Below are 11,195 nucleotides of genomic sequence, written 5' to 3'. Positions count from 1 at the left end.
TACGGCATCGACCTGGTCGAAGAGCAGGACTACGGCACGGTCGCCCTCGCCGATCCGGCGTACCACACCGCGTTCGTCTACGGCAACCAGATCGTGTTGCCGCCGTCCAGCTCCGTCATGCTCCACTACGGCGGCGACCACATCGGCAGCGAAGCGCAATACCGCAAGGGCACCCTGTACTTCTACAACAACACGGTGCGCCTCCGGGCCCAAGGCACGGTCAACGGCGCCTTCTTGTTCCGTCTGTCCACCACCGATGAGACCGCGCAGGTCTGGAACAACGTCTTCACCTTCGACCCGGGCATCACCTATCCGGCCATGCGCACCAGCCAGGAAGTCGATGTGGGCTACACCGCCGGCGGCATCCTCAACCTGGGCGTGAACTGGATCACCGCGGGCTGGGCCGACAGCGATCCCTGGCACCCGGTCCCCGGTCAGCTCAATGGCAGCCAGAACATGATCACCGGCACGACCCCGCCGGTCGATCTGACTACCCTGGTGCCACTCGCCAATGGTCAGGCGGTTGGTAAAGCTCAAGCGCAGTTGCCACAGGTCGCGGCGTACCCCGTGAGCTACGAGACCGACGCGGTCACGTACATTGCGCAGCCCCGCCCGACCACGATGGACCTGGGCGCCGTCGAGCACTGACCTTCGACAGGAGCGTTCCCCTCTGAAACAGCGGGCAGGGCGTTGAAAAACGCCCTGCCCGCACGATGTGGAAAATCGCGGCACCACTTTCGAGAGCCGTCGCGATCAACACGAGCCGCCCTGCCGCAATGGCGATGGCGCATAACCCTGCATGGCCTCGGGTCGACCAATCCACGGACAACGGCGCTGGCATCTACGCGCCTGCGCGTTGGAGCTATCGGTCGCGGCGGAAATAGAACCCGTAGTAGCGGTCGACGTAACATTCCGGGTGAAAGGGCACGCGTACCGTCCGCTCCGGGTGATCCCAGCAGTCGATCAGGTGATAGCCCAGCGATCGGACGCTTGCGAGGAATTCCGGCAGCGCGCCGATGCGATAAGGGCAAATCGCGATGACGATATGCTGCAGCGTGAAGAATGCGCGGCTCGAGTGCATCGGAGTCAGGTTCACGAGCACGTGAGCCGGCCTCTTATCCAGCCGCAGCAACAGGTCTGACAAGGTGTAGTCGAGGTATTGCAGCGAACCCTTCGCCATCAACACGTCGCTACCGTCGGCAGCGGCAAGATCGACAAACTCAAGCATGCCTTTCTCGTCGCGCTCAGCAGCCAATGCGCGACCGCTTTGCATCACCGCAGGAACGTCATGCACTTGCCAGCGCATGTCGCCTGGATAGTCCAGATACTGCTGAAACGCGTAATAGCTCAGGCCCACATGGCCACCCAAATCGAAGATGCGGCGCTGCCCGCCATCGAGAAACTTCGAGAACCAGAACAGCGCCGGATAATCGAAGGATTCGAGCATTGTGAGTCGATGGTCGTACATGCGACCCGACGCTTCGATGTCAAAACTCGAAGGCGCTGACTGATGCACGCGCGCTTCGGCTTCAGCGCGTGTTTTATATACGCCGTAATAGGTGTTACCGATTCGTCGCTGGCGAAACTCGCGCCAGTAGAGAGGCTCGGCCAGCAGTCGCACTCCCGGCAATACGGCGATTTCGCTTGCGATGTGATGGAGGTTTCGCCGAACAATGCCCACGCGGCCTCCCGCGGCAACAACGCTCATCAGGTCAAATCAACCCCGACTGCCCTCGACAAGCTGCTGCAATGAAACGTGCAACATCCGGCGACGTCCGACTCATCTCCGGGAAGAAGGTGTCTGCTCGCGTTCGCCCGCCTTGGCATAGGAGATGCTCATCTGCGTGAACGGGCGCCAAATCTCGCAAGCCAAAATAACCAGTGCCTGGCGACTCCCTTCGCCCGCATCCATTGCATCGGAAGCGTATCTCCGACACCGACCTCGACGAGGGTGACGCGCCCTGACTCGATGGCTGTTCGCAAGACGGTTTCCGGGTCGCCCTCCAGGCGCACATGCGCCGCTCCCACCGCCGCAGCAAGCGCTGCGATATCAGGTCCGGAAAATTCAGTTCCGTGGGTGTGGCCGAACGCCGCCAGCTGCTGGACCCGGATCATGCCGTAGGCTCCGTCCACGAACACGATCACCGTCAGACCGACACGCTCGCGCACCGCCGTCAGCAGCTCGAGCCCGGAAAGCGCGAGACCGCCGTCCCCGATCAAGGCCACCACCGGACGGCTCGGGTCGGCCAGGCAGGCTCCGATGGCGGCGCCGATCCCGAATCCCATTGACTGCAGATTCGTCGGAGTCATGAGGCCGCGCGGGTGCAGCACGCGGAAGTAGCGGCGCACGAGCACCTGGTGCAGACCCGAATCCGTGACCAGGCAGGATGACCGCGGCATCGCCCGGCGCAGCGCGGCGAAGAATTCCTCGGGCTTGCCGGAGCGGACGCCGTGGATCTTCGGTTCGACGAGATCGCCCGCTCCCTCTTCACGCCCGCGCTCGCGAAACCGCGCGATTTCGTCGGCGCTGAAACCGGCGGGACGTCCTCGCCCGACGAGCTTGTCCAGCACCGCCGCCGCGAACGCGCGCGCATCCATGCAGAGTGTGTGTCGGGCGGGATAATTTGCGCCGAGTACGTCGGCCGATGCATCCACGTGGATGAGCTTCTCGGCCGGGATGCGCAGCTGGAATCCACGGCTGCCGTTGTGCGAGAACTTGCATCCGATCGCGAGCACGAGGTCGCTGGCCTCGATGAGGGCGTTGAGGGTCTGGGTTCCGTTGCCGCCAAGTTCGAAGCCGAGCGACAACGGATGGTCCTCCGGAACGACGCCGCGGCCCGACGTGGTGGTCACCACGGCCGCCGAAGCGCCTTCCACCAACCGTACGATGAGATCCGAAGCATCGTTGGCGCCCTGTCCTGCGAAGATCACGCAGCGCTTCGCGGTCACGAGCGCGCGGACGACCTCATCGACCACGGACAGGTCGGCTGCGCATGCCGTGTTGCCCGGTTGAGTGGCCGCGACGGCAGCGCCTGCCCGCTGCGCAAGCATGGCTCGCGCGGTCTGGATCAGAACCGGGCCCGGCTCGCCGCTGAGCGACTGCGCGTGCGCGGCCCCCAGAACGGCGGCGACATCCTCTGCGCGGTCGACCTGATGCACGGCCTTCACGATGGGACACGCCATTGCCGCCTGATCCAGAGCCTGCAGCTGAAACCGTTCGCCGGGCGAACGGGCGGGTTGACCGACGATGTGCAGCAACGCAGTGGAGTCCAGCGACGCTTCCGCCAAGCCGGACAGGGCCCAGGTGAAGCCGGGACCGGGGATCGTGACCAGCACGCCGGGCCGGCCCGATGCGCGGTAGTAGCCATTGGCCATCATTGCCGCTGAAAGCTCGTGGACGGCGACGACCGTCCGCAGCGGAGAGTTGCGCAGGGCTTCGAACAAATCCACGTTCTGCGTTCCCGGCAGTCCGAAAACGCACTCGACGCCCGCTCGATGGAGTGCCTCGCAAATCAGCTCGGCGCCAGACGCCACCGGCACGGTCATGCGTCTCTCTCCGCAGCGGGCCGAAGCATGCGGAGCAAGCGCCGCTTTGCGCGACGCGGAATCGATATGGCGCGCTCCCCAAGGCGCAAGACCGGATGGTCGGGCCGCGAGATCTCCAGGCACATCATCAGGTCTCCGCCAAGCTGGCTCTTGAAGTGGGTGACCGGATTGAGCGCGGCATCGGTCATGTCGTTGGCTTTGTACCCCCGCCTCGCAAGATCCTCGAAAACCTTCCAGCGCAGGAATGCTGAAGCGCCGAGATTCAGGAACTCGGCATCGGCGCCCGCAGACAGGGTGTGGGTCACCGGGTGCGGGCTCACCTGCACGAGCTGTGTCGCGATGGCGCGTCCGTCGGGCAAGCGCGCGTGGTAGAGCCGGCACAGGTCTTTCGAGCGCAGATCTTCGATGAAGATGCGAAAGGCCTCGCGCGGCAGGTATAGCGCCGCACCTTTGCGTTCGTGCGTCTGCACGTGGAGGCGGTAAAACGCATCGAAATCGCCGTCCATCGTCATCTCGAGGCCTTGCTCCCGGCAGCGCCCGACGAGCCGGCGCAGGTTCTTGTCGACGCGGGACCATGCCGCATCGAGGTCGGAAATGTCCACCACATACGTAAAATGCGGTTCGATCGACCAGCCGTGCGACTGGAATACGCGGCAGTCGGTGAATGTGGCTCGGCTCTTCAAACGCAGGCGCGCATGGCGCATGCGCGACAGCGCCTGCTCCAGGGCCGCAAGGGTCTGCAGGTGCCAGGAGGCACGCTGCGAAGGATATTTCGTGTCGTGAGGCATCAGTACGATGCCGTTGTAGTAGAGCAGCAGGCGTGGCGATATGCAGGTCCCGAACCTGGACGGGCATTCGTACAACGCTATTCCACCCACGATCTGCCCCTCGCGTTCGGCGACAAGAACGCGATAACTACCACCCGCCGCGCCACAAAGGGCATCGAGGTAGTCCGGCAGCGAGTAGCCGCTGCCGTCGGGCGAACCCGCCACCAAGGTCGCCCAATGCGGGTACTCGCCCTCCGCGAGAATGCGCGTCGTGACCTCGGTCGCCACCAGCGTTGTCTCCTTCGCACTGAAGTGACTGCGAAGACGCCCCACGGGCCGCCTGCCCCATCGCTCGCCGGGCCCAGATGTCGTCCGACCTGCGGCGCCTTTCAACGCAATCGATGCAGCCGCCCCGATTCCAAAATTCGGCCTATCAGGCGACAGGGCCGTCCAACGCTTCCACGCCAGGATACCTTGGCACGAAACAATGAAGAATGGATTGCCGTACTGCTTCGTCAATCACCCATGACGCTGTGGAACAATCTTCCACGCTGCAACGGATCGGGCCGGATGCGTGTCATGCCGTGGCAGTCGCGTCGAGTATTCGCCCGCGAGAAACCTGCTCCCCTATACATCCCGCGTCGACGGGACCAGCCCACGCGATCTCCAACCATCGATATGGTGACGGCACCCTGCATGGGCTACCATCCCCGCGTGTAACGGTGTCGGCAAGGTTTCGGCGTTATTGCTTTTTCCAGATCTCTCGGACGTCGGAAATGGCTGATCCCGATCATCTCATACCGGCGATTGTGCTGGGGCACGATCAGACAGGCCTGGGCACACTGCGATCCCTGCACCTTGCCGGCATACCGACTTATGTAGCTTGCCCGCCTGGCGATCTGGCGACGCGCTCGCGCTGGTACAGACCAACTCCAGGACCCGTCGCCTGGAATGGCGAGGTCGGGCCCCAAGCCTACGATATCCTGCGCGCAATGCCCCTCGAAGAGGCGGTCCTGATCCCGGGCGCCGATGACGCCGCCCTGTGGCTGGCCGACATTCCGCAAAGCGAGTTGCACGCACGATTCCGGGTGAGCACCAGTTCGCGGGACAGCCTGGAGATCCTGCAGAACAAGGCGCGATTTGGAGAATTCCTCGCGCGCACCGGAATCCCACACCCGCGCACATTCTCGATCGACTGCAGCGCGGATATAGACGCCATTCCGTTCGACGAGCTCGATCGGGTGTTCATCAAGCCGGCCAATTCCCAGCAGTTCAGCCAAGTCATGGGCGCCAAGGGAATCTGGGCCAGGAACCGGAAGGAGTTCGACGAGATCTGGCTGAAGCTGGATGCGCACGGACTCAAGGTCATGGCGCAGGAATATATCCCCGGCAGTTCCTCCGACCATTATTTTGTCGATGGATTCCGCGACCGGAACGGAAACATGACCGGCCTGTTTGCGCGCCGGAGAATAAGGATTTACCCACCGGATTTTGGCAACAGCTCCTATTGCCAAAGCATTCCGCTGACGGAGGTGCAGGGTGCGATGGAAAGCGTGGCCGACCTGCTGTCGGAATTGAATTACCGGGGGATTTTCAGCGCCGAATTCAAGCGTGATTCCCGCAACGGGAAATTTTGCATACTCGAGGTCAACACGCGTGCCTGGTGGTACGTCGAATTCGCCGCGCGTTGCGGCGTGAACGTCTGCCGGATGGCATTCCAGGATGCCAACGGACTTCCGGTCACAGCTGCGCCGCGGAACTACGCGAGCGGTGTCGGCTGCGTCAGTCTGTATGGGGACATCAAGTCTGTCCTTGCACAGCCTCCGGCGGCGAGAGACCCGCGAAGGAAGATTCTTGGCCAGTGGGCACGCGCCCATTTCCATGTCTTCCGGTTCGATGATCCCGGGCCCGGGCTGTCCGTCGCCTGGAACATTTCCGGCCAACTGATCCGGAACAATGTCCGGCGCGCCTTGGGCAGGCAGTAGGCTGGCGTGTCCAGGCCCACGCTGCGGCGTATCATCGAACCGGCGGTTGCGGTCGCTGCTCGCGGAGTCATCGCCGCGTCGGGATTCCTCGAATCCGGCCAATGTGCACGACCGGCTGCAGGATCCCGCTCCGGCGCGGGACGACGGTGGATGAACAGCAGGTGCCCATGAGTGTCGATCTCGATTTTTCCTCGTTGTATCGGGAACTGCGACTGACTCCGTCGGCCAGCCTGCCCGACATGAAGCTCGCGTATCGCCGTCGCGTGGCCGAACTGCATCCAGACCGCATTCGCGATGGCGGAGATGCCGCACTGGCGGCTTCCGAACTCCAAAGGCTGACACGGCTGTACAACGATGCGATGGACTTCGAGCGTCGCTATGGACGGTTGCCCGGTGCACCCGCATCGGCTGCAACGACGAAACCCAGAATCGACATGCAGGTGCCGCGATCCGCGGCGCCAGAACCCCAACGGCGTCTGCCATGGGTATGGCTGCTGATCGGCATCGGCTTGATTTGCGCGATCCTGCTGCTGGTCGATGCCACTGTCGATGAGTCCGATACTCCGGCCATTCAGTCGCCGCCCTCGAACACGACCCAAACCGTGCCCGCCGCAACCCTCAGGCTGGGTATGCCGCGCAAGATTGTCCGGGACGTGCAGGGCGAGCCGTACCTGGATGGCGGTGATCGCTGGGAATATGGGCCATCCTGGCTGCTGTTCGATCGCGACATGCTGGTCGACTGGTACAGCTCGCCACTGAATCCATTGAAGGTCGCGCACTCGCGGCCGACGGGCAGCGACGAAACGGACCTGCGCATCGCCCGTCAGCGCGGACCGGCCGAACGATCCGCTGCCGTCGAGTGATTTCTCCTGCCCCGGTCTGCGCGGCGACGCACGTCGCCCTCATTCGAATCCGTTGACGAAGATGAAATCGGACTCGAACGCGAGCAGCCACAGCACCGCACCCTGATCCGGCGATTGGGTCCAGGTCACATCGTAGGTGCCGGGGCCGCCGACCTGCCGGTAGGCGACGGCGACTTGCACGCCACTGTTAGGAGGCAGATCGACGAAGCTGTCGATCAAGGTGAAGCCGTTGCCGGGAATCGCCGAATTGACCAGGTGAGGCGCATCGCCCCACCACAGTGCAATGAGCGTGGCGGGACCGGTCGTGATCACGCGCCCGCTGGTCGCGCGCGGTCCCTGCGCGGGGTAATTCTGCGCGATGTCCTGGAGGATCCCTGCATTGCGCAGCTCGACGAACGGCAGCGACAGCTCACCTGCCGCATAACCGTTCTTGACGATACTGACGGTATGGGCCGCTCCACCGCGTGCCGACAGCGAGATATAGGCCTTGATGTCGAACGCGCCGCCGTAGCCGTTGTAGACGACCGGCGGTCCGAGCGGTGTCCAGGTGTTGCCCTTGTTGTCGGTGGGCGGCTCCGTGTTCGAAGCGTATCCCCCGTTGAACACGATGAATGAACTGCCGCTTGCCTGCGTGTCGATCGGCGAGGTGACGGCCGGACTGATACCGTGCTGGTCCTCCTGGCCAAGCAGCGTATGCGAACCGGGTGACGGGATGCCCGCCTGCGTCCCCGCCGGCGGAACGTTGACCACACGTCTGATTTCGTGACCCGTCCAACTCCAGTAGACGAAGGCTCGTACCCGCGATGACCGCAGGCCCAGGCCGACCAGGAGAAGCACGAGGACTGCCGGTACCGTCAACCAACGGTATCGCACCGCCAAAACCCGAATGTGCCGATACATGCGATCGCACCTCTGCGGCCTTGGAGCGACTGCCGGAATCCAGTGAAAGCGACCAACCGCGAGCGCGTCAATCCAGAATTGATCAGTAGATCACCGAAGCGCCCCTGTCATCCAGATAGTGACACCGGCGGCAGACGGGCGGATACTTCAAATCCCTCTACCTGTCAAGGGGGGCGGAAATCATGAACGCCAGTGCCACCGGCCTTATCGATTTCGACTGGACCACGTTCGATCCATGGCGCATCCAGACGGTTCGCCATCAGCTGTCCGAACATCCTCTGATGCAACCCGATCAACTGGCCGCGCTCGCCGAGCGCTTCGAGGCTGGAGCTCCCAGCCAGATCTTCACGTTCAACAATGCAGCGACGGCGGGCACGAATCTCGATGCAGCGTGGCGCCTGCATCCGAACCGCAAGCACGCCGCCGACACCGTGCAGCGCATCGTCGATGCCAAGGCATGGCTGGATCTGCGCCACGTGCAGGCCGATCCGGTGTATCGCGGGCTGCTCGACGCGATCCTCGACACCATCAAGCCGCACATCGAGCGCAAGGATCCCGGCATGTACTACCGGGCCGGCTGGATTTTCGTGGCCTCACCGCACACGGTCACACCGTTCCACATCGACCGGGATCACGGCATCCTGCTACAGGTGCGCGGATGCAAGACGATATACGTGTGGGACGCTGACGATGCAGTGGTGGTCAGCGAGCGCGCACGCGATCGTTTCCACTCGCGCCACGAGCTGGATCTGGTCCAGTGGCATGAGGAGTTCCGGGAACGCGCGCATGCGTTCCATCTGCGCCCCGGCATGGGCGTGTACATGCCGTCGACCAGCCCGCACATGGTGGAAACCAGCGACGATGCGTCGATTTCGATGAGCTGTACCTACAGCACCTACGCGACACATCGCAACGCGCTGCTGCATGTGATGCACGACGTGGTGCGCGACGTGGGCATCGAACCACCCGCAGTCGGCCGACACCCGCTACTCGATACGATGACCTATCCCTGCGCTCGTGCGCTGGTTGGCGCACGCAGGTTTGGCCCCCGTGCGGACGTCTGTCCGTCGCATACCCGTTTCAGTCCATACGCGGTGGCGGATTGACCCAATGCAGGCGTTGATCACGCGAACAGGTCGAGCAATTGCACACTCGGTCACTCCGCGTTTTCAGCGGCTGAAATAGAAACCGAAATAGCGATCCAGGGAATGTGCCGGGCGATAGGCGATCTCGCAGCGCCGATCCGGATTCTCCCAGCGGTCCTGCTGGGTGTAACCGAGGGCTTTCAGGCCATCGATGAATTCGCGCTCGGCCATGATCCGGTACGGACAATACGCAGCCCCCATGTTCTGCAGCGTAAAGAACGATTCGTTCATGTGGATCGGCATCAGATTCACGAGCAGGTGGCGTGGTGGCTGCGCCAGCGAGCCGAGCAGATCGGCCAGCGTATAGTCGAGATACTGCAGCGATCCGGACGCAAACAGGATGTCGCAGCCGTCGGCGTCCGCCGGGCGCTCAGTGAACTCGAGCCTCCGGCACACGTCGTGCTCGTGCGCCCATGCAGCACCGGCTGCGATGACCGCGGGCACGTCGAGTACGCGCCAGCGGATCGCGTCGGGATAGCGCACGTAGCGTTGGTACGCGTAGTACGCGATGCCGATATGGCCGCCGATGTCGAACACCGACGTGTTGCCGGATTCGAACAGACGGGCAAGCCAAAGCATGACCGGATAGTCGCTGATGTAGACGCGGCGCGCACGCTCCCGATACAGCGCGGCTGCATGCTGATTGTCGTAGCCGAGCGGACGCGTCGTGGGGGCGCTGGCCTGCACCTCGGCGAAGCTGGAGAATACGCCGCGATACCAGTTGCCCGTTGTCGGCGCCCCGTGCGTGAACCGCCGCTCGTACAGCGCTTCCAGCACATGGCGGATGCCCGGCACGGTCGCCGCCCAGTCGGCCGTCGCGCGCAGCGATTGCGATACGCCCATCGCCCCTCCTCGCTGAATCACATCGTCGCCGCCGCGCGCGTGTCATCGCGACGTGTCCCACTGGACGCACCCATGCGTGCGCGGACCCCGGATGCCGGCATGCCCGGACTTGTCCCCGACGACTCGGCAGTGGACACTAGAGCGGACTCATACGCAAGGGGGAACGATGCGATCATGAGTGCCCACGCAACCCGCCTCGTCGACGTCGACTGGAGCGCTTTCGATCCGTGGCGCATCCAGGCCGTGCAGCACCGGCTGATGGAGCACCCACTGCTGCAACCGGACCAATTGATCGAACTCGGCAAACGCCTCGAGATCGACGGTCGCGTGCGCACGCACAGCAATGAAGCGGTGGCTGGCACACCGTTCAACACCGCGCCGCGTCTGCATCCGAACCGGAAGTCAGCCGCGGAAACCCTGCAGCAGATCCGTGATGCCAAGGCATGGATGTCCCTGCTCAACGTGCAGTCCGACCCGACCTATCGCACCCTGGTCGACGAAGTACTCGACGAATTGAAGGTCGGGGTCGATCGCAGCGATCCGGGTATGTGCTATCGCGGCGGCTGGATCTTCGTGACCTCGCCGAACACGGTCACTCCGTTCCATTTCGACAAGGAGCACAACTTCATCCTGCAGATCCGCGGGCGCAAGACACTTTATGTCTGGGACCATCGCGACACGGTCGCGGCGAGCGAGCAGGCGCGCGATCGCTTTCATGCGCGCCACGAACGCGACCTGCTGGTCTGGCGCGACGAGCTGCGCGAGCGCGCGCACGTGTTCCACCTGGAGCCGGGCCAGGGCGCCTACATGCCGTCGACCAGTCCGCACATGGTCGAGAACGGCAGCGAACCCTCGATCACGGTCAGCTTCACCTACTATACCGACGCGACGCGGCGCGACAGTCTGTTGCACAAGGCGCACGACCGCATGCGCAGTCTCGGCATCACGCCGCCGCCGGTCGGCCAGAACAAGGGACTCGACGCGCTGGTTCACGGCGGCTGGCGCTTCGCGTCGAACTCGGCGCAACTGGCGCGGCACCTTGCAGGCCGTACGATCCGTCCGGACAGCGCGCCGTACGCGTTCGCGGACGTGTACTGACCGGGCACCGCGGACACGCGGAGGTGCATGCGCAAACGGCACCAACGC

Annotated in this window: 10 protein-coding genes and 1 pseudogene; 5 read left to right on the top strand and 6 right to left on the bottom strand. The window is 63.7% G+C overall.

All coding sequences use genetic code 11. The annotated features are described in order from the left end of the window. Window positions 1-648: hypothetical protein (locus ABD002_RS12795; protein WP_343791686.1), on the top strand; the 648-nt coding region annotated here is incomplete at its 5' end. A 214-nt stretch (window positions 649-862) separates the two neighbouring features. Here ABD002_RS12795 and ABD002_RS12790 read toward each other — a convergent pair. The 3 genes from ABD002_RS12790 to ABD002_RS12780 all read right to left on the bottom strand — a co-directional run bounded on the left by ABD002_RS12790 (window position 863) and on the right by ABD002_RS12780 (window position 4,601). Beyond that, window positions 863-1,708 (bottom strand): methyltransferase, TIGR04325 family, encoded by an 846-nt coding sequence (locus ABD002_RS12790; RefSeq protein WP_343791684.1) that lies wholly within the window; start codon window positions 1,706-1,708, stop codon window positions 863-865. A gap of 128 nt (window positions 1,709-1,836) precedes the next feature. Next, on the bottom strand, window positions 1,837-3,546 hold the full coding sequence (locus ABD002_RS12785; protein ID WP_343791682.1) for a thiamine pyrophosphate-binding protein: 1,710 nt from the start codon (window positions 3,544-3,546) through the stop codon (window positions 1,837-1,839). Further along, window positions 3,543-4,601: a GNAT family N-acetyltransferase gene (locus ABD002_RS12780; RefSeq protein ID WP_343791680.1), complete on the bottom strand. Its 1,059-nt coding sequence runs from the start codon at window positions 4,599-4,601 to the stop codon at window positions 3,543-3,545. The genes ABD002_RS12785 and ABD002_RS12780 overlap by 4 nt, the downstream gene beginning before the upstream one ends. A gap of 488 nt (window positions 4,602-5,089) precedes the next feature. Here ABD002_RS12780 and ABD002_RS12775 point away from each other — a divergent pair, with 488 nt between their 5' ends. Next, on the top strand, window positions 5,090-6,298 hold the full coding sequence (locus tag ABD002_RS12775; RefSeq protein WP_343791678.1) for a carboxylate--amine ligase: 1,209 nt from the start codon (window positions 5,090-5,092) through the stop codon (window positions 6,296-6,298). A gap of 167 nt (window positions 6,299-6,465) precedes the next feature. Beyond that, window positions 6,466-7,161 (top strand): J domain-containing protein, encoded by a 696-nt coding sequence (locus ABD002_RS12770; RefSeq protein WP_343791676.1) that lies wholly within the window; start codon window positions 6,466-6,468, stop codon window positions 7,159-7,161. Window positions 7,162-7,200: 39 nt separating this feature from the next. Here ABD002_RS12770 and ABD002_RS12765 read toward each other — a convergent pair whose 3' ends face one another. After that, window positions 7,201-7,911 carry a hypothetical protein gene (locus tag ABD002_RS12765; protein WP_343791674.1) on the bottom strand — a complete coding sequence of 237 codons (711 nt, stop codon included), beginning with the start codon at window positions 7,909-7,911 and terminating at the stop codon, window positions 7,201-7,203. Window positions 7,912-8,243: 332 nt separating this feature from the next. Here ABD002_RS12765 and ABD002_RS12760 point away from each other — a divergent pair. Next, a pseudogene (locus ABD002_RS12760) lies at window positions 8,244-8,945 on the top strand (cupin-like domain-containing protein); the annotation flags it as partial. Between the two features lie 102 nt (window positions 8,946-9,047). Here the strand turns inward: ABD002_RS12760 and ABD002_RS19720 are convergent. Together ABD002_RS19720 and ABD002_RS12755 are read right to left on the bottom strand one after the other, a co-directional pair. Then, on the bottom strand, window positions 9,048-9,188 hold the full coding sequence (locus ABD002_RS19720) for a hypothetical protein (RefSeq protein WP_425545130.1): 141 nt from the start codon (window positions 9,186-9,188) through the stop codon (window positions 9,048-9,050). A gap of 42 nt (window positions 9,189-9,230) precedes the next feature. Further along, entirely contained in the window at window positions 9,231-10,049 is an 819-nt protein-coding gene (locus ABD002_RS12755) for a methyltransferase, TIGR04325 family (protein ID WP_343791670.1), read from the bottom strand. 174 nt (window positions 10,050-10,223) lie between these two features. Here ABD002_RS12755 and ABD002_RS12750 point away from each other — a divergent pair, with 174 nt between their 5' ends. After that, complete coding sequence (locus ABD002_RS12750; RefSeq protein WP_343791668.1) at window positions 10,224-11,147, top strand: cupin-like domain-containing protein; 924 nt, start codon at window positions 10,224-10,226, stop codon at window positions 11,145-11,147. The last annotated feature ends 48 nt before the right edge of the window (window positions 11,148-11,195 follow it).

It is taken from the genome of Dokdonella soli (genome assembly GCF_039523175.1).
Lineage (GTDB): Bacteria > Pseudomonadota > Gammaproteobacteria > Xanthomonadales > Rhodanobacteraceae > Dokdonella_A > Dokdonella_A soli.
The sequence above is the reverse complement of the archived record's forward strand: the minus strand, read 5'-3'. Positions and strand labels throughout refer to the sequence as shown.

Coding starts and splice junctions, on each gene's coding strand:
- ABD002_RS12790 (WP_343791684.1), bottom strand. CDS start 1,708: ATGAGCGTTGTTGCCGCGGGAGGCCGCGTGGGCATTGTTCGGCGAAAC.
- ABD002_RS12785 (WP_343791682.1), bottom strand. CDS start 3,546: ATGACCGTGCCGGTGGCGTCTGGCGCCGAGCTGATTTGCGAGGCACTC.
- ABD002_RS12775 (WP_343791678.1), top strand. CDS start 5,090: ATGGCTGATCCCGATCATCTCATACCGGCGATTGTGCTGGGGCACGAT.
- ABD002_RS12770 (WP_343791676.1), top strand. CDS start 6,466: ATGAGTGTCGATCTCGATTTTTCCTCGTTGTATCGGGAACTGCGACTG.
- ABD002_RS12755 (WP_343791670.1), bottom strand. CDS start 10,049: ATGGGCGTATCGCAATCGCTGCGCGCGACGGCCGACTGGGCGGCGACC.
- ABD002_RS12750 (WP_343791668.1), top strand. CDS start 10,224: ATGAGTGCCCACGCAACCCGCCTCGTCGACGTCGACTGGAGCGCTTTC.